The sequence below is a fragment of the Sorangium sp. So ce1504 genome, assembly GCF_051521635.1.
Taxonomy (GTDB): Bacteria; Myxococcota_A; Polyangia; order Polyangiales; family Polyangiaceae; genus Sorangium; species Sorangium cellulosum_B.
In genome coordinates this window covers 9,291,645-9,308,104 of the sequence record NZ_CP150365.1, presented here as the reverse complement: position 1 = coordinate 9,308,104, position 16,460 = coordinate 9,291,645, and the positions used below count along the sequence as shown (strand labels likewise).

Sequence of the window (16,460 nt, the reverse complement as noted above, 5' to 3'; positions counted from 1 at the left end):
TCCGACTTTTTGTTACCATGTCGCCCATGCGCACCTCGCCTGCGTCTCCCCTCGTCGCCGCCGGCCTCGCCCTCCTCGCCGTGTGCGCCTGCGGCTCCGAGGACCCCGTGGGCCCTGGCGGCGCGGAGGGCGGCGGGCTCCCCGCCGGGCCCGTCTGCTCGGAGCCCACGCCGGTGCCCTGCGAGGACGAGGTCTTCCAGCAGATGAACCTCCAGGACACCGTGGCGCCCGGGGAGATCCTCAACGAGCAGGACGGCGCCGGCATCCGCTCCATCGTCGACGCCACCGCGGGCGGCCCCTTCGCTTCCGAGCCCGACGCCTACGTCTATGCCCGGTTCACGGACGCCGGCCTCGAGAAGGTCGAGCTCTCCGACGAGGCATCGCTCCAGTCCATGGACTGGGACATCGCCTTCCGGCGCTACATCGTGCGCATCAACAGCGGCCACTCCGGGCCGTCCTGCGTCACGGCGGCGCGGCTCCCGGGCACCCCGGACTACGATGGGATCGCGGAGGCGCCCGGCGAGCCGAGGCTCCGCAGCGACGAGTATTTCACCGAGAGCTGCGAGCTCATCCCCGACGGCTCCGGGCTGGACTCCCCGGCGACGGCGCTCTCCGGCTACTGGACCTACCCCGGGTGCGTGAAGATGACCGGCCTCGTCTACGTGCTCCAGCTCGCCGACGGCCGGAGCCTCAAGCTGACCGTCACGCACTTCTACAACGAGCAGACGCAGGCGCAGTGCCAGGAGACCGGGATGGTCCCGATGGAGGACACCGGCTCCGCCAACTTCCAGATCCGGTGGGCGTTCCTGCCGTGACGCGGACCGCCGGCGCGGTGCCCGCGTGGCGCAGCGGCCTGGCCCGCGCCGCGGCCCCGTGGCGCCGCCTGGGCCGCGCGATGGCCTGGCTCGCGCCGGCGCTCGCGGCCTGGCTCGCGCCGGCGCTCGCCGGCTGCGGCGCGGACGACACGGCCGCGGCGCCGCTCGACGGGCCCGCCGCGGCGCCGCTCGAACGGCCCGACGCGCGCGGCACGAGCCTCCAGTTCCGGTTCGATCCGGACGACGTCGTCGAGACCTTCGCGTCGGCGTCCGGGAGCTTCCTCGTCCATTTCGCGCGCGAGGGGCGCTGCGCGGTGCCCGCCGAGGACGGCGACGCGACGGGCGTCCCCGACTTCGTCGAGGAGGTCGCCGCCGTCTACGACGAGGTCATCACCCACTACCGAGACGTCCTCGGCTTCCGGCCGCCGAGGAGCGACGAGGACCTGCCCGACAACGGCGGCGACGGCCGCTTCGACGTCTACCTCGTCGACTTCGCCGGCGTCGGCGACGGGGCGTTCCGGGTCGACGCCTGCGCCGAGGACGCCGGGGACCGCTGCGCCGGCTTCATGACCCAGGAGAACGACTACAGCGGCTACGGCTATCCGTCGACGCTGACGGCGAACCGGATCCTCGGGAGCCACGAGCTCTTCCACGCGGTGCAGGCGGGCTACGACCACGGCCAGGACACGCTGATCACGGAGGGGACCGCGGTCTGGGCGACCGAGTCGTTCGACCCCTCGCTGAAGGATTTCGAGGGCTTCGTCGACGGCTACCTCGCGAACACGGATCGGTCGCTCGACGTGCCCTTCACCGGCCCTGTGGACCCCTTCAGCTACGGGAGCGCGCTCTTCTTCCAGTTCCTCGAGGAGCGCTTCGGAGACGGCACGGTCCGCGCGCTCTGGGAGCGCCTCGAGGACGGCGCGAACGGCGAGGCGGATCCGGTGTGGTTCGAGCAGCTCGACCCCTTGCTCTCGTCGCGGGCGCAGACGACGTTCGCCGAGGCGTTCGTGGAGTTCGCCGCCTGGAACCTGCTCACCGGATCGGCCGCGGATCCCGAGCGCTCCTACGCCGCCGGGTCCGGCTACCGCGGGCTCGCCCCGGAGGAGGTCGCCGCGCCCTACGCGGACGGGCTGCGCGTCTTCCACGCGTCGGCGCAGTACTTCAGCGTCTCCCCCGCCGGGCGCGCGACCATGACGGCCGCGCTCGCGGCGCCCGCGGACGATCCGGCGCAGCTCTCCGGCCTCGCGCTGCTGCTCGCGGCGCGGCGCGGCCGCGTGTACGGCGAGGTGGTGCGCGCCGGCGACGTCGCCTCCGGCGCGGCGCTGGTCGACACTGCGGGCGCCGATGACCTCGCCGTGATCGTGGTGAACGGCCTGCAAGAAGGCGAATCGCGCAAGCCGACGCTGTGCATCGGCACGCCGGACGAGGTCGCCGCGTGCCGGGCCGCCGCGGAGGGCGCCGGCGGCGGTGGCGGCGGCGCCGGCGGCGAGGCGCCCGCCGAGGGCGCAGCGGGCGGCGTCGACGACGGCGGGTGCGGCTGCCGCGTCGTGGCGCCGGCCGCCGCGGCCGCGAGCTCCGCCGCGTCCTTCGGCTGCGCGCTGGGCGCCTCGCTGCTCGCGCTGGCCGCGCGCCGGCGCAGGCGCTGAGCGGGGGCACACGCGCCGGGCGGCGCGCTCGGCGGCGGCGGCCGGCGCCACGACGCGGCGCTCGGTGAGGCGCGTCACCCGGCGAGCGCTCTCCCGCGCCGTTCTCGCGAGCGCTCGTCGTGCCGTGAGCCGGATGCGCTAGCCTGCGGGAGATGAGCGAGCCCCGTTCCGAGGACGCATGCCCTTTCCTCCGGGAGGACGCCGACGGCATTCTTTGTTTCGCCATCGAGGGCGACATCTCGGACGAGATCGCGCGCTCTCTCTGCGCCGTGTTCCGGCGCGTGTCGGACAGCGGTCGCGAGGTCTTCGTGCTCTCCGACGCCCGCCGCGTCGGGACCCTGACGGCGGCGGCGCGCAGCGCGCTGGCGGAAGAGCTGCGCGGCGTGCGCTTCAGCGGGGTCGCGGTCTTCGGGGCGAGCTTCTCCCTGCGCGTCGTGACCACGCTCGCCTCGAGGAGCGTGCAATTCTTCACGGGCGAGGTCTATCCGCTGGCGTTCTTCGACACGGAGGGCGAGGCGCGCGCGTGGCTGCTCGCCCAGCGAGGCGCGCTCCGGGCCACGCAGCGGCAGGGCGCATGACGCCCGCCGCCCTCCGAGGCGCGCGCCATCGCGCAGCGCCGGCGCGCAGGACGCGCGTCGCGGGGATGGGCTACCATGCCTGGCATGAGCGATCCCCGTCCGGCGGGCGCGCGCTTCGAGCTCCGTGAGGAGCCCGATGGCCTCCTGGTCATCGCGACCGACGGCGATGTCCTGGAGGACAACGCGCGCGCGCTCGTGGACGCCTTCCAGCGCCTGACGGACAGCGGCCGCGAGGTCCTGGTGCTCGCCGACGCGCGTCGCTGCGGGGCGGTCACGCCGGCGGCGCGGAAGGTGTACCTGGACGGGCTGCGCTCGGCGCGCCTCGACGGGATCGCGGTCTTCGGAGCGAGCTTCTCCATCCGCGTCATGGCGACGCTCATCGTGAAGAGCATCCACCTCCTCACGAAGCGGTTCCCCTTGCTCGTGTTCTTCGAGACGGAAGCCGAAGCGCGCGCGTGGCTCCTCCAGCAGCGGGGAGCGCTCCGGGCCGGGCGGCGGATCCAGGCGTGACGTCACCGTCCGCGGCGCGCGGACGACCCGGCACATGCGCGGCCTCGAGCCGCGACCCACGCGCTCGATCGGCCGCTTCGCCGGTCGTCGCGGGTGGCGTCCGTGATCGAGCGAACGTCGTACCGCCGCGCAAACGAGCTACCGTGCAACGCCATGAGCGACCCCCGCATCGACGACGCAAGCCGGGCCCTCCGCGAGGACGCCGAGGGGATCCTGTGCACCGCCATCGAGGGCGATATCTCGGACGACACGGCGCGCGCGATCGCCGCCGCGTGCAGGCGCCTGTCGGAGAGCGGCCGCGCGGTCCTCGTGCTCTCCGATGCGCGCCGCACCGGGACCATCTCGGCGTCGGCGCGCAAGGTGATGGCGGACGAGCTCCGCGGCGTGCGCTTCGACGCGATCGCGCTGTTCGGCGCGAGCTTCGCCGTGCGTGTCGTCTCCACGCTCGCCGCGAAGAGCGTGCAGCTCCTGACGAGACAATCCTATCCGGTCGAGTTCTTCGAGACGGAGGGCGAGGCGCGCGCATGGCTGCTCGCCCGGCGGGATGCGCTCCGGGCCACGCGGCGGATCGGAGCGTGACGTCCCCCTCAGCGGCGCGCGCGGGCCGCGCCGCGCCGGCGCGCCGCCGCGGCCAGGCCGAGGAGCGCCGCCGCCGCGAGGCCTCGCCGCTCGCCTGAGCCCGCGCCGGCCGAGGCGCACGCGCAGCCGGCGCGCTGGTCGTCGGCGCCCTCGCCGCCTCCCGAAAGCGGCGGCGGCTCGTCCCCGAGCACCTCCGTGAGCGCCGCGACAGGGTCGATGATCCCGTGCCCGAAGATGGGATCGTGCCCGCTCTCGTCGGGGACCGCGTAGGGCGCCAGCCGCGCCGTCCGGATCATGACGTCGTAGAGCTCGCCCGCCGTCCGCTCGGGCGCGGCGCTCACCAGCAGCCCCGCGACGCCGGCGGCGACCGGGCACGCCGACGAGGTGCCGCCGAACCGCGAGGTGTAGTCGCTCGCGTCGTCCCCCTCGCTCCCGGCGATGTCGGTGCTCAGCGTCCCCGTGGGCGTGACGAGATCGATGGATCTCCCGCGGTTCGTGAACGGCGTCGCGTCTTCCAGGTGGTTGACGGCGCCCACGGTCAGGACACCCCGCACGGCCTGGAGCTCGTCGTCGAGGATCTCCCGGTCGTCGTTGCCGGCGGCGAACAGGACGAGCGCCCCCTTCCCGTTGCGCCCGGCGTCGAACAGGCGGTTGATCGCGGCCTCGACCACCCTGGGGACGGGCATCGGGTCGGCGTACCCCCAGCTGTTCGACACGACGGCGGCGTTCACCTGCAGGGCGAACTCGAAGGCGTCGACCGAGGCGGAGATCGGCCGCGGCTCGTCGTCGATCAGCCGCACGCACCGCAGCCTGCAGGCGGGGCAGCCGCCCGCGATGCCCACGCCGTTGTTGGTGTCGGCGGCGATCAGGCCCGCGCAGGCCGTCCCGTGGCTCACGCTCTGCTCGCCCGGCTGGTAGGTGGGGTCGTCGTCGTCGTCGATGACGTCCAGGCCTGGATCCATCTTCGCGGCGAGGTCGGGGTGATCGAGGTCGCAGCCGGTGTCGATGACGACGATGGACGTGGCCGCGTCTCCCTGCGTGCGCCCCCAGGCCTCCTGCATCCGGAGGTCGTCGAAGTACCACTGGTCGGGCAGGCGCGGGTCGTCCGGCGCGAACGGCGCGCCGTGCGACTCGAGGCGCACGTGGAGGTCCGGGATCACCTCGCGCACGGAGGCCGGCCGCGCCGCGCCCTGGAGGCGCTGGGCGAGGTCGAGGCCGTCGCCGCCGCCGGTGTCCCTGACGAGCCACAGCCCGATCGAGGGCATCAGCGGCCTCACCAGCTCGACGCCGGCGGCGCCGAGCGCGTCGAGCGCGTCCTGCGCGCCGGGCTCGACCTCCACGATCGCGGTCGCGCCGACGCTCGCCTCGACCGTCCGGCCGCCTGGATAGCGGAGCCGCACCGGCGCGAGCGGCGTCGAGGACGCGCCCAGCGCGGCCGGACCGAGCCGCTCGACGTCGACGCGGCGCCCGCCGTCCATGAACCACGCGTCGCTCGCCGGCCCGCGCACGGCCGCGCGCGGGCTGGCGAGGCCGTCGCCCGCCATGGCGGCGAGGAGGAGCGCCGCCGAGGAGAGCACGACCGAGGGCTTGTGTCGCATCGCTCTCCTGGATCTACCGGACCGCGCGGCGTCCTACCAGGGCCGCCCTGGAGCGGCGCTCGGGCGAGAAAGATGCAGAACGTCAACCGGTGCTCGGACAAGGAGGATACAGACCGTCAAGACGCCAGAAGACGCCCAAAAGAGAGATGTTTTCGGGTCTCTTGGCGTCCTTGCCGCCTCGGCAGTTTCTCGCTTCGAGCGCCAGGGACTCGATCCCTGATTCAGGTCCGCAGCGCGTACGGGGTCGCTCCGGTCGTCGCGAACGTGCCGCAGTCTTCTCCAGAACAGCGGCCGCCTGATAGGCAAAACTTTATGCGGATGAGGCTTCATCGATTGATGTTCGGTACGGTGCTCGGCGTTTCCGTCGGATGCGGCGGGGGCAGCGTCGAGCCCGCTGGAGATAGCGGCGGCGCAACGTTCGGTGAGTTCGAGTGTCGGGTCGGGGCGGATTGCACCCACAACACGTGCAACCGGATCAGCGATGCCGTCTGTTATGAGGTACGAGGTGCCTGGTGTGGATCCGACGAGGACTGCGCCGGCATCGACGGCCAAAGCGGCGGCGCGGGAGCGGGAGGCGGGGGAGCGGGAGGCGGCGGCGCAGGCGCGCCGATCATCTGCGAGCCGCCGCATTTCACGTGCCCCCTGGCTATCCAGCTGCAGCTGCGGAACACCTGCGTCCGCGGCTGCGAGACGGACGCCGACTGCCCTTCGACGCTGGCGTGCGCGCCGGATCATCGGTGTCGGGCGAGGTCGTGCGCCGTCGAAGCGGACTGTCCGAAGAACCACGTGTGCGATACGACCGGCGCGTGCGCCCGCACGGCGTGCTCGAGTGACGCCGATTGCGAGGGCTTCTGCGTGCTCGGGAGATGTGAGGAAAAGCCGGGGATGTGTTTCCTGAACTGACCCGCTTCGACGGAGTCCCAGCGGGGCTCCCGCAGCGCCGTCCCTGATTCCGCGCCGCGCGACGACCCCCTCCCCGGGGGCCGGGCGCATCGGCAAGACCTTCCCCGCAGGACGACCCTGGGCGGCGCGCTGCTACCCCTTCTCCGCGCCTCGGATGACCATCGTCACGAGCAGGTCCATCATCCTCGAGAGGTCTTCCCGGACCGCTCCGTCGGGGAGCGCCGCGAGCCGCGTCGCGACGCGCTCCAGGAACTGCTGCCTCGCCCGCTCGAAGCCCGGCACGTGCTGGTCGTGCAGCGCGCAGGTCACCAGCTCGTGATCGAGCAGCCGCCAGAAGAACTTGCCGTCGACGGTCGTGGCGCCGAGCCTCCCCGTGAAGCCGACCACCGCCCGCGCTCCCGCGTCGAGGAGCCTGTCGAACAGCGGCCCGTTCGCGGTCTCGCCACAGCAGAAATAGAGCACGCGACCCCGCGCCCAGAGCTCGATCTCCTGCGCAGGGCTCTCGTGCGAGAGCAGGATGCCGTCGGGCGACTCGTCGTCCACAACGCAGCTCGTCTTGCCGTGGGACGACACCACGATCGCCCGGAATGAATTGCCGGTGCTTTCGGCGCGCGCGATCTGGCGGAGTATCCTCCTCCGCTCCGCGCTGGCACGTCCGAACGGTACGATGGAGAACTGCTCTCCCATACGCCCGTAGAGCTGCGTGCGTCCGGCCGCGAACCACGCGCTGTCCGGGTCGAAGGATGTGTCAATCGAGAGTACAGGTCGAGCCGTCATCCTACCTCCGTCGCAGATCCCCGGTGAGCGTCGGGCATCGCTCGCTCGTGCGCCAGACTGCGCCCGCTGCGCCGAGCAGCTGGCGTACGCCATCAGGCCCTGCCCATCGGCTTCTTCGCACCATGCTCTCTTCCCGCGGCCATTCCGACCACTGCCACGAGACTCGCAGCAGTCTAGAATAACGACCGTGGGGAAATTCCTACTAGAAAAATCGCATTCGCTCCGACGAATTTTTCAGGTTTCTCTGACTTGTACGGTGGCGCCGGCGCCTGCATGCGGCTCAGGTTTTTACGTCCGGCTTCAGCACGCGCGTGTTGCGTGAGGGTATCTTTTCTAACAGCCGTCGCTTGGCTGCGTGGGCTTGCGTGTGCGGGCGCCGTGTCCGGGCGCTCACGGCGCCGGGGCCATCGGGGAGAGAGTGCTGGAGGGGCATGGCTCAGGGGAGGGGCGCTGCGGCGTCGGTCTGGCCCAGGACGAGCCTGCGGGGCTCCCCCTGCTGCAGCGCGCGCATCCTCGCGTCCATCTGCTGCCCGAGCGCTTCGCGCGCGCCGTCGTCAAGGAGCTTCCTGACCTTGGGGAACAGGTGCTCTTCCTCCTCCTTGTGGTGGTGCTCGAGCTGCTCGGCGAGCACATGGAGCTTGGCCCCGAACGTCTCGTCCGCGGCGTCGAGGGCCACGAGATCGGCCAGCACCCGCTTGATGGACAGGTGCTCCTCCAGCGACTCGAGGAGGATATCCTCGGTGCGGCGCGCCCGGACGGCCGGGTAGAAGTCCTGCTCTTCGATCGTGATGTGGGTGGCGAGGAGGTCGGCGGCAGCGGAGAACTGCGCCGCGGTGACGGAAGAGGCCTCCTTCAGCTCGGAGAATCGCTGCTCGAGCTCGCGGTGGTGGCGTACGAGGAGATCGATGGCGTCCATGAGATCTCTATGGAGCGTATACCGCCGGCGAGCAAGCGGGAGAGACGCGCAAAGCCTGCCAGATCGAGATTCACGGATTCAGCCGCCTCGTGGCGCCGGAACAGCAGCGCGGCGGCGGCATGGCGCGTCTGCGGGGGTCGAGCGAAGAGGGATGACGATCATGGCAGTATGTCGCGCCGCCGCCCGCAAGGTGCCTGTTTGCCCCAGGGAGCTCCCTTGCAGGCGGCAGGCCTCTCCTGACGCCGTGGATCATGGGCGCGATCTCCCGCTGTCTCCTCTGTCTCATCGAGCCGCCGGCGAGCGGAGCGCGCGAGAGCCGCCCCTCAGGCGAGGTCGAACAGCAGCACCTCGCCCGCGCCCTTCCCGACGAGGTGGAGCGACTGACCTGCTCCTCCCGCGCCGGGGGCTCCGATGGCCGCCGCGTCGCCGGCCTCGAGCAGCGTCCCGTTCAGCTCGACGCTCCCGCGCGCGACGTGGACCCAGGCGTTTCGGCCGGCCGGGAGCTCGTAGCGCGCCTCTTCGCCTTGCCCGAAGAGCCCCGCGAACAGGCTCACGTCCTGGTGGACCGTGACCGAGCCCTCGCGCCCGTCCTGCGAGGCGACGAGCCGCAGCTTGCCCTGGCGCTCTTCCTTCGAGAACGCCTTCTGCTCGTAGCTCGGCGCAACCCCGCGCCGATCCGGCACGATCCAGATCTGCAGCAGGTGGGTCGGGCCCGCCTTCGAGGTGTTGTGCTCGCTGTGGTACACGCCCGTCCCCGCCGACATGCGCTGCACCTCGCCTGGGCGGATGATCGACCCGTTCCCCATGCTGTCCTTGTGCGCGAGCTCCCCCTCCAGGACATAGGTGATGATCTCCATGTTCTGGTGCGGGTGCATCCCGAACCCCCGCGACGGGGCGACGCGGTCGTCGTTGATGACCCGCAGCGCACGGAAGCCCATGTGCTCCGGATCCTGGTAGTCGGCGAACGAGAACGTGTGGAACGACTGCAGCCACCCGTGGTCGGCATAGCCCCGCTCGCCAGAGCGCCGGATCACCATCGAAGAAGTGTTGTTGCTCATGGCCTCAACATGCGCCTGCCGATCCATCTTGTGAATCGGCATTGTTCTCATGGGAACCATCTGCAATGTAGATGGATGCCCCTGGGACACCGTTGCGTCAGACGACCTCGAGGTTGGTCGTCTCGGCGTCCAGCCAGGGCCCGCCCTTCGGGTGGATCACGAACGCGTCGAACGTCGCGGCCGTCGCGCGCACGCCGGCCGGCCTGAGCTGATCCTGGGGGACGATCGCCAGGTTCGGCGCGCTCACCGTCGGCGCGGTCGTCTTTCCGCCGAAAGCCTCCGACGCCGCGCGCATCACCGCCGCGAGCCGATCGGCGGTCGGCTCCGGCAGGAAGAGCGCGCCGAGCGTCGCCACGCGGTCGATCCCCCGGGCGGTCGCGATCTCCGACAGGAACACCACCGCGGCGCCGACGGCGCGGCCCGCCTCCTCGACGAGCAGCAGCCGGCGCGGCCGTGGATCGCGGAGGGCGTGCTCGAGGTGCGCCGCGTCGGGCGCCGACCACAGCACGCGCTCGCCGCTGCACGCCGCCATCACGGCGAGCACGTCCTGCACGGCCGATGCCGGCGCGGCCACGGCCCGCGGCGGCGCGGCGCTCGCCCGGGGGAGAAAGCCGTGGTTCCGGCACGCGGTGAGCTGCTTCAGCTCGAGACCCACCGCCGCCACCGCCTTGAAGAGCACGCGCTGCGCGGGCGCGGACCGCGCCTCCACGAACACAGCGATGGGCAGGCGGGTCGCCCGGAGGCCGGCGAGGAGCTCTGTGTACAGCCGGCTCGCCAGCCCTTGCCCCTGGAACTTCGGCCGCACGCTCACGAACGAGAGGACATATCCCTCCGACGTGGCGCCCCGGAACCGGAAGCGGCGCGGCGCGACGCCGATGAAGCCGGCCGGCTCGCCGCCCTTTCGCGCGAGCACGGCCTGCGGCGACGGGCCGGGGAAGCCGAACTGCCATCTCAGGTAGCCGGCCGTGTAATGGAGGGTCGGCGGAGGCCACGCCTCGCGCAGGACGAAGCTGGCCTCCTCCGCCGCCGCGACCGGATCGACGCGCTCGAACTGCATGGACGCGAAGCCTCTCAGATCCCCCGGGAAACAGAACTGCGAGCAAGCGACGAAGCGGCGATGCGCCGCTCTACAGGGTTGCCATTTCGGGAGCGCGCCGCACGACATCGGGCCAGCCGGCCGGATCGTCGCCGTGCTGGGCCAGGAACGCGTAGACCCACCGCTCCAGGCCGAACGCGATGCACACGCTGTGCATCGGGCCCGCGCCCTCGACATCGCAGCTGAACGCGCGGCCGAAGAAGTCGGTATGGTAGTTCAGCGAGCCGGCCGCCACGCGCTCGCCCTCCGGGAGCATCAACGAGATCTCGTATTTCGTCTCGCTGCTGATCTGGAAGTACGTCTTGGCGGCCGCGTCCGGCGCGATGAAGAACGGGTCGCTCGCCGTCCGGATCTCGCCGGCGAGCCGGTGCTCGTCGAGGTAGCGCGCCACGATCTCGTTCCCCTGCTCGCGCAGCGCGAGGACGTCCTCCCGCGACCCGAGGAAGACGATCTCCCGCATCGTGAACTCCCAGAGCCGCCGCAGGTCGACCATCTTGCTCGACTCGTAGCGGAAGCAGCGGCCCGCGAGGGCGTAGCGCGCGCCGCCAGCCGGCAGCACCCGGTCCCGGTTCGCCGCGTACACGTGGTAACAGACCGCCGGCGAGAGGCACACCTCCGGCTGCGCCATGTCGCTCAGCGCGCGCTCGTCGAGCGTGTCCCGGTCCTGATGCCGCGCCCGGAAATCCTCGATGAGCGGCATGTCCTCCGGCAGATGGCACGTGAACGTGACGATGTGAGGGAACGAGCGGAAGTAGTCGCACTTCGCCAGCGTCGCCGCCGGGATCAACGTCGGCACGAGGATCGGGCTCGGCGAGAACGGCGCGCCGAGCGCCTCCAGCGAGCGATCGAAGTAGCGGTAGAGCCGCAGCGGGATGCCCTCGAGGGCGACCTGGCCCTGGCCCATCTGCGTGATCCCGGCGGGGAGCGCGCCGCCCCGGAACTCCACCCGATCGCACGCCGGGCTGCGGTACACGAGCTTCCGCGTGAGCTGGCGCAGGCTGCGCTGCATGGTGCGCGCGATGCCCTCCGCCGCCTTCGCGAGGTCGGCCGCGCGCTCCTCCGGGGCCTCGAACTCCAGCGCGGCGCCCTCGCGGACGAAGCGGATGTTCGCGATCTCCTTCGAGAGGAAGGCGATCTGCTTGGGTATCTCCTCCTGCGCCATCTCGGTCGCAGGCGCCGCGAGCTCGACGGTGACGACCCTCCTCACGGCGCGAGCTCCTGGATGAGGGAGCTCAGCGCGCGCGGCGTGCGGGCGACGCTGAACCGGTCGTCGGGGAGCGCCACGTTGAACAGGTCCTCCAGCTCGGTGAGCAGCTGGAGCGCTCGAACCGAGGAGAACCCCGCGTCGTAGATGTCGTCATCGGGCCTGATCGCGGCGGGCAAGCGGCCGACCGTGACGATGACATCGATCACCTTCTCCACCTCGATCACCATGAAAGAACTCCAGGGTTAAGATGCGTTGTCGGAGCCCGAGCGACGCGCAGCGTCGTCCGAGCCGTGCCTCTTCGCGCTCGCATCGGCGCGGTCCGCCACGGGCCCGATGGGCGGCGGCGGCTCGGTCGCCCGGAGTGATGCCACCCGTCGGGCCGGATTGCCAGCGACGACGGTGTACGGAGGGACATCGGCCATCACGATGGATCCCGCCGACACCACGCTGCCCTCGCCCACCGTGACCCCCGGGAAGATCGTGGACCGGGTCCCGAGCCAGACGTTGTCCTCGATGACGACCGGCCGCACCTCGGCGTCCGAGGGAGGCAGGCCCCGCCTCCGGGCCTCCGGATCGCTCGGGTGGCCGCTCGAGTCGAGGATGAAGACGCCCGCCGCGATCATGCAGTGCTTGCCGATGGTGACCGACTTGCCGACGACGATCCGGCAGCCGTGCCCGATCCCGGTGTTGTCGCCGATCCGCAGCGTGGGGCGGTCGCAGAACCGCGCGGCGAAGATGAAGTCGGTCTTGCCGTCGAGCACCACGTTATCACCGAGGATGATGTCGCCCCGCCCATTGATGAAGTGGATGAAGGTCCCCGTCCGGACACCCTTGCCGTACTGCACGCAGTGGGACTTGAAATGCGGTTCGCAGACGAGCACACGCGCACCGAAATAATACACCTCGCGCGCGGCCTCGAACGCCATGCGCATCGGGACCACGAGCGGCCGCGGCGCGGGCAGGGTGAAGCTGAGGACCTGCCGGCGCACGTGGCGTATGGCGCGCGCGACGTCGTGATCGGAGGAGGCGAGGAAACGAACCAGATTCTTCATAGAGGGTCGCTCGGCGCGGACTGGTCCAGTCTGCGATGTTCAGCGGGTCGCACGCGGCCAGAAGGACGAAACGAACGCCAGGGGGCCGGAGACTATAACCCGAAACTCGCCACGCCGAACCTGCTCTTGGCCGACCTATCTCTCTTTGGCCTCTGCAGGGCCTCTTTGGTCTCTGCTGGGCCTCTTTGGTCTCTGCTGGGCCTCTTTGGTCTCTGCTGGGCCTCTGCTGGGCCGCTCTTCCGCCGCTCTCCGGCTCTATGGCAAACCATGCGCCAATCGACGTTGGCGAGTAGCCTGGTTGCAAGATTCCAAATACCGTGATGGCGAGCCGCGTTACGCCGCGTCATGGCCGGACGGGGGAGCGTCCGCGGGGCGCTTTGCCTCCATATGGGGCAAAACGCCCCGGAGGAGGGCCAGGCCGAGCGCGGCCTCGACGAGGGTGAGCGCCACGGCCCACGTCGTCGTCGAGGCGGCGATCGCGGCCAGGCGTGCGTCGCGCGTCGCGCCGGCCGCGAAGCCCTCGAAGAGCGCGGCGGCGAGCACGTCGCGCGTGCCGAAGCCTTGCGGCGTGATGGGGAGCGTCACCGCCACCATCAGGATCGGGATGTACGTGAGGGCGGCTCCAAGGGGAATGCGCACGTCGAAGAACCAGAAGGGGAGCCAGGTGCCGGCGAACAGGACGAGGAGATGCGGGATGCGCGCGGCGAGGGCGACGAGGTGGCCGCGCACGCCCGCCTCGAAGAGCGGGGCGAGGAGCTTCGCGCGGGCGAGCCGGGCCGGGCGCAGCGCGAGGATCGCAAGGTAGAGCGCGCCCGCCGCGAGGAGCAGGGCGGACCCGGCGAGCGGCCCGCCGTTCGCGGGCACGGCGACGGCGCCGAGGAGGAGCAGGCAGCCGAGCCACGACGCGTACACGACGAGCGTCGCGCCGGCGACGCGCGCGAGCGGCACGGCGTGCACGCGCGCGAGGAAGACCGTGATGAAGGCTTGACCGACGTGGTGGTTGAGCAGCGACGGGAGGTAGGAGGCGCCGCGGAGCACGAGGAAGTCGCGGAAGGCGACGGGCGCGATCAGGCGGCGGTAGACGAGGACGGTCGCGAACGTGTCGGCGCCGAGGAGCGCGAGGACGAAGAGGGCGGCGAAGGCGACGAAGAGCGGGGCGTCGACGCGTGACAGGGCGGCGCGGAAGGCGTCGAAGTCGAGCCGGCCGAGGACGAACGCGACGAGCGCGGCCGCCAGCGCGAAGGGCAGGGCGCGGCGCGCGCGTCCCGCGAGGCGCGGCGCGGGACGCTCCTGCAGGTCGCCGTCGCGCGGGCGCGGTGGCGGAGCGTCGGCGAAGGTTCCAGTGTGGGGCGAGGAGCGCAACGGCGGGACCGTAGCAGAATCCCCGCGCCGGTGGCCGAGCCGAAGCCGGAGGGAGCGGAGCCCGTCGCGCGCGACCGCACGGCGCGCGGCGACCGCGCCCCACATGGGGCATAGTCGTCCGCCATGTCCAAGTACGATTACGATCTGTTCGTCATCGGCGCCGGCTCCGGCGGCGTGCGCGCAGCCCGCATGGCCGCTTCCTACGGCGCCCGGGTCGCCGTCGCCGAGTCGCGCCACCTCGGCGGCACCTGCGTCAACCTGGGGTGCATCCCGAAGAAGCTCCTCGTCTACGCCTCGCACTACGCCGAGGACTTCGAGGACGCCGCCGGCTACGGCTGGACGGTGCCCGGCCACGTCGCCAGCGGGAACGGGCACGCCGGCCCGTCGTTCGACTGGTCGACGCTCCTCCGCAACAAGGACAAGGAGATCGAGCGCCTGAACGGCGTCTACGAGCGGCTCCTGAAGAACTCGGGCGCCGACGTCCGGCGGGGGCACGCCCGGGTCGTCGATCCCCACGCCGTCGAGATCGACGGCGCCAGGATCACCGCCGAGCGGATCCTCGTCGCGACCGGCAGCTATCCCTGGATCCCCGATCTCCCCGGGCGCGAGCTCGCCGTCACCTCCGACGACCTGTTCCACTTCCAGACGATGCCGCGGCGGGCGGTCATCGTCGGGGGCGGCTACATCGCGGTCGAGCTCGCCGGCATCCTGCACGGCCTCGGGGCCAAGGTGTCGCTGATCCACCGCGGCCTGCACCTCCTGCGCGGCTTCGACGACGACATCCGGGCGTTCCTGGCCGCCGAGATCCAGAAGAAGGGGCTCGACCTCCGCCTGGGCGCGAGCGTCGAGAGCATCGCGCGGCAGGGCGACGCGCTCGTCGCGACGCTCGCCGACGGCACCGAGCTCGCGGCCGACTGCGTGCTGTACGCGACGGGGCGCCTGCCGAAGACCAAGGGGCTCGGCCTCGAAGAGGTCGGGGTGAAGCTCGACGAGGAGGGCGCCGTCGTGGTGGACGACGCGTTCCAGACGTCGGTCCCGTCCATCTATGCGCTCGGCGACGTGATCTCGCGCGTGCAGCTCACGCCCGTGGCCATCGCCGAGGCGATGGCGCTGGTGAAGACGCTCTTCCGCGGCGAGCGCGCGCGCGTGGACTACGCCGGCATCCCGACCGCCGTCTTCAGCCAGCCGAACGTCGGCACCGTCGGCCTGTCCGAGGCGCAGGCGCGAGAGCACCACGACGTCGCCATCTACCTCTCGACCTTCCGCGCGCTCAAGCACACCCTCTCCGGGCGCGAGGAGAAGACGATGATGAAGCTCGTCGTCGACCGCGCGACCGACCGGGTGCTCGGCGTCCACATGGTCGGGCCCGACGCCGGCGAGATTGTCCAGGGGTTCGCCGTCGCGCTGAAGTGCGGCGCGACCAAGGCCCAGTTCGACGCGACGATCGGCATCCACCCGACCGCAGCCGAGGAGTTCGTGACCATGCGCGAGCCGCTGCGGAACGCAGATCGCAGCCCCACGCCGATGGGGATCGCGCCGAGCTCCGCGTAGCCCGGGGTCACTCGGGGCGGCTCCGTCCGCGCCCGTCCGCTTCGGTCCGTCTGCGAGCGCTGGCGGTCGTCTCCATCCGCTTCCGTCCGCTTCCGTCCGCTTCCGTTCGCTGATCCGAGGTCGCCCGCTCGCGTTCGCGCTCGGCGCGCTCCTCTGGTATGGACCGCGCGATGTCGTCCCACGCCTCGAGCCACTTGAAGCCGGTCGGCCTGCTCGCCCGCACCAGCGACCGATCGTTCTACGCCTTCAATGCCGTGCTCTCCGCGGCCGCGCTGGCGTTCCTCGCCTACATCCTCATCATCCGGCGGGGCGCGGGCGGCGCGGATCTCCGCTTCATGCCGCCGCTGAACGCCGCCTTGAACGCGACGGCCGCCACGCTCCTCGTCGCGGGCTGGATCGCGATCAAGCGCCGCGCGATGGTCGTGCACAAGTACCTGATGGTCTCGGCGTTCGCCGCCTCGTCGCTGTTCCTCGTCGGCTACCTCGCCTATCACTTCGTCCACGGCGACACGAAGTACCAGGGCACCGGGCCGCTGCGCGCCGTCTACTTCGCCGTCCTCATCTCGCACATCGTGCTCTCGGCGGGCATCGTGCCGCTCGCGCTGACGTCGTTCTACTTCGCCTACAAGGCGAACTTTGCGAAGCACGCCAAGGTCGCGCGGGTGACGCTGCCCCTCTGGCTCTACGTCTCCGTCACCGGGGTGCTCATCTATTTCATGCTCCGCGGGAGCACGCCGGCGGTTCCCTGAGCGCCGCTCACGAAAGTACGCCGCAGCGCGCCGAACGACGCCGCCGAGCCCGCATGCCGAGCA

The 16,460-nt window shown here is 71.5% G+C and carries 16 protein-coding genes; 7 read left to right on the top strand and 9 right to left on the bottom strand.

Going from position 1 to position 16,460, the window contains the following annotated elements; all coding sequences use genetic code 11:
- Nucleotides 1–26 precede the first annotated feature (26 nt).
- The 5 genes from WMF39_RS35110 to WMF39_RS35090 all read left to right on the top strand — a co-directional run bounded on the left by WMF39_RS35110 (nucleotide 27) and on the right by WMF39_RS35090 (nucleotide 4,128).
- The gene (locus WMF39_RS35110; protein ID WP_437740833.1) at nucleotides 27–815 is read left to right on the top strand and encodes an HmuY family protein; all 789 of its coding nucleotides are present in this window, start codon (nucleotides 27–29) and stop codon (nucleotides 813–815) included.
- Entirely contained in the window at nucleotides 812–2,461 is a 1,650-nt protein-coding gene (locus tag WMF39_RS35105; RefSeq protein WP_437740832.1) for an MXAN_6640 family putative metalloprotease, read from the top strand. The genes WMF39_RS35110 and WMF39_RS35105 overlap by 4 nt, the downstream gene beginning before the upstream one ends.
- A 152-nt stretch (nucleotides 2,462–2,613) precedes the next feature.
- Nucleotides 2,614–3,039: an STAS/SEC14 domain-containing protein gene (locus tag WMF39_RS35100; RefSeq protein WP_437740831.1), complete on the top strand. Its 426-nt coding sequence runs from the start codon at nucleotides 2,614–2,616 to the stop codon at nucleotides 3,037–3,039.
- A gap of 84 nt (nucleotides 3,040–3,123) precedes the next feature.
- Nucleotides 3,124–3,549, top strand: coding sequence for an STAS/SEC14 domain-containing protein (locus WMF39_RS35095; RefSeq protein WP_437740830.1), 426 nt, complete (start codon nucleotides 3,124–3,126; stop codon nucleotides 3,547–3,549).
- 153 nt (nucleotides 3,550–3,702) lie between these two features.
- Nucleotides 3,703–4,128 (top strand): STAS/SEC14 domain-containing protein, encoded by a 426-nt coding sequence (locus WMF39_RS35090; protein WP_437740829.1) that lies wholly within the window; start codon nucleotides 3,703–3,705, stop codon nucleotides 4,126–4,128.
- 8 nt (nucleotides 4,129–4,136) lie between these two features.
- Here the strand turns inward: WMF39_RS35090 and WMF39_RS35085 are convergent, their stop codons facing one another.
- From WMF39_RS35085 to WMF39_RS35045, 9 genes are all read right to left on the bottom strand, one after another.
- Nucleotides 4,137–5,726 (bottom strand): S8 family peptidase, encoded by a 1,590-nt coding sequence (locus WMF39_RS35085; protein WP_437740828.1) that lies wholly within the window; start codon nucleotides 5,724–5,726, stop codon nucleotides 4,137–4,139.
- Between the two features lie 1,035 nt (nucleotides 5,727–6,761).
- The gene (locus WMF39_RS35080) at nucleotides 6,762–7,406 is read right to left on the bottom strand and encodes a hypothetical protein (RefSeq protein WP_437740827.1); all 645 of its coding nucleotides are present in this window, start codon (nucleotides 7,404–7,406) and stop codon (nucleotides 6,762–6,764) included.
- Between the two features lie 436 nt (nucleotides 7,407–7,842).
- Complete coding sequence (locus WMF39_RS35075; RefSeq protein ID WP_437740826.1) at nucleotides 7,843–8,322, bottom strand: hemerythrin domain-containing protein; 480 nt, start codon at nucleotides 8,320–8,322, stop codon at nucleotides 7,843–7,845.
- Nucleotides 8,323–8,645: 323 nt separating this feature from the next.
- On the bottom strand, nucleotides 8,646–9,359 hold the full coding sequence (locus WMF39_RS35070) for a pirin family protein (protein WP_437748067.1): 714 nt from the start codon (nucleotides 9,357–9,359) through the stop codon (nucleotides 8,646–8,648).
- Nucleotides 9,360–9,477: 118 nt separating this feature from the next.
- On the bottom strand, nucleotides 9,478–10,437 hold the full coding sequence (locus WMF39_RS35065; protein WP_437740825.1) for a GNAT family N-acetyltransferase: 960 nt from the start codon (nucleotides 10,435–10,437) through the stop codon (nucleotides 9,478–9,480).
- Between the two features lie 70 nt (nucleotides 10,438–10,507).
- Nucleotides 10,508–11,683, bottom strand: coding sequence for a hypothetical protein (locus tag WMF39_RS35060; RefSeq protein WP_437740824.1), 1,176 nt, complete (start codon nucleotides 11,681–11,683; stop codon nucleotides 10,508–10,510).
- Nucleotides 11,680–11,910, bottom strand: coding sequence for an acyl carrier protein (locus WMF39_RS35055; RefSeq protein ID WP_437740823.1), 231 nt, complete (start codon nucleotides 11,908–11,910; stop codon nucleotides 11,680–11,682). The genes WMF39_RS35060 and WMF39_RS35055 overlap by 4 nt, the downstream gene beginning before the upstream one ends.
- A gap of 15 nt (nucleotides 11,911–11,925) precedes the next feature.
- On the bottom strand, nucleotides 11,926–12,735 hold the full coding sequence (locus tag WMF39_RS35050) for an acyltransferase (RefSeq protein ID WP_437740822.1): 810 nt from the start codon (nucleotides 12,733–12,735) through the stop codon (nucleotides 11,926–11,928).
- A 333-nt stretch (nucleotides 12,736–13,068) separates the two neighbouring features.
- Nucleotides 13,069–14,097 carry a lysylphosphatidylglycerol synthase domain-containing protein gene (locus WMF39_RS35045; RefSeq protein WP_437740821.1) on the bottom strand — a complete coding sequence of 343 codons (1,029 nt, stop codon included), beginning with the start codon at nucleotides 14,095–14,097 and terminating at the stop codon, nucleotides 13,069–13,071.
- Nucleotides 14,098–14,220: 123 nt separating this feature from the next.
- On the opposite strand from WMF39_RS35045, the gene gor reads away from it, so the two are divergent.
- Both gor and WMF39_RS35035 read left to right on the top strand, forming a co-directional pair.
- Nucleotides 14,221–15,648: a glutathione-disulfide reductase gene (gor, locus tag WMF39_RS35040; RefSeq protein WP_437740820.1), complete on the top strand. Its 1,428-nt coding sequence runs from the start codon at nucleotides 14,221–14,223 to the stop codon at nucleotides 15,646–15,648.
- Nucleotides 15,649–15,806: 158 nt separating this feature from the next.
- Complete coding sequence (locus WMF39_RS35035; RefSeq protein ID WP_437544022.1) at nucleotides 15,807–16,397, top strand: DUF420 domain-containing protein; 591 nt, start codon at nucleotides 15,807–15,809, stop codon at nucleotides 16,395–16,397.
- Nucleotides 16,398–16,460 lie beyond the last annotated feature (63 nt).

Bases quoted from the DNA above. Each gene is read 5' to 3' on its own strand.
- gor (WP_437740820.1), top strand. From the start codon at position 14,221: ATGTCCAAGTACGATTACGATCTGTTCGTCATCGGCGCCGGCTCCGGC.
- WMF39_RS35100 (WP_437740831.1), top strand. From the start codon at position 2,614: ATGAGCGAGCCCCGTTCCGAGGACGCATGCCCTTTCCTCCGGGAGGAC.
- WMF39_RS35085 (WP_437740828.1), bottom strand. From the start codon at position 5,726: ATGCGACACAAGCCCTCGGTCGTGCTCTCCTCGGCGGCGCTCCTCCTC.
- WMF39_RS35090 (WP_437740829.1), top strand. From the start codon at position 3,703: ATGAGCGACCCCCGCATCGACGACGCAAGCCGGGCCCTCCGCGAGGAC.
- WMF39_RS35070 (WP_437748067.1), bottom strand. From the start codon at position 9,359: ATGGTGATCCGGCGCTCTGGCGAGCGGGGCTATGCCGACCACGGGTGG.
- WMF39_RS35055 (WP_437740823.1), bottom strand. From the start codon at position 11,910: ATGGTGATCGAGGTGGAGAAGGTGATCGATGTCATCGTCACGGTCGGC.
- WMF39_RS35050 (WP_437740822.1), bottom strand. From the start codon at position 12,735: ATGAAGAATCTGGTTCGTTTCCTCGCCTCCTCCGATCACGACGTCGCG.
- WMF39_RS35110 (WP_437740833.1), top strand. From the start codon at position 27: ATGCGCACCTCGCCTGCGTCTCCCCTCGTCGCCGCCGGCCTCGCCCTC.
- WMF39_RS35095 (WP_437740830.1), top strand. From the start codon at position 3,124: ATGAGCGATCCCCGTCCGGCGGGCGCGCGCTTCGAGCTCCGTGAGGAG.
- WMF39_RS35080 (WP_437740827.1), bottom strand. From the start codon at position 7,406: ATGACGGCTCGACCTGTACTCTCGATTGACACATCCTTCGACCCGGAC.
- WMF39_RS35035 (WP_437544022.1), top strand. From the start codon at position 15,807: ATGGACCGCGCGATGTCGTCCCACGCCTCGAGCCACTTGAAGCCGGTC.
- WMF39_RS35075 (WP_437740826.1), bottom strand. From the start codon at position 8,322: ATGGACGCCATCGATCTCCTCGTACGCCACCACCGCGAGCTCGAGCAG.
- WMF39_RS35065 (WP_437740825.1), bottom strand. From the start codon at position 10,437: ATGCAGTTCGAGCGCGTCGATCCGGTCGCGGCGGCGGAGGAGGCCAGC.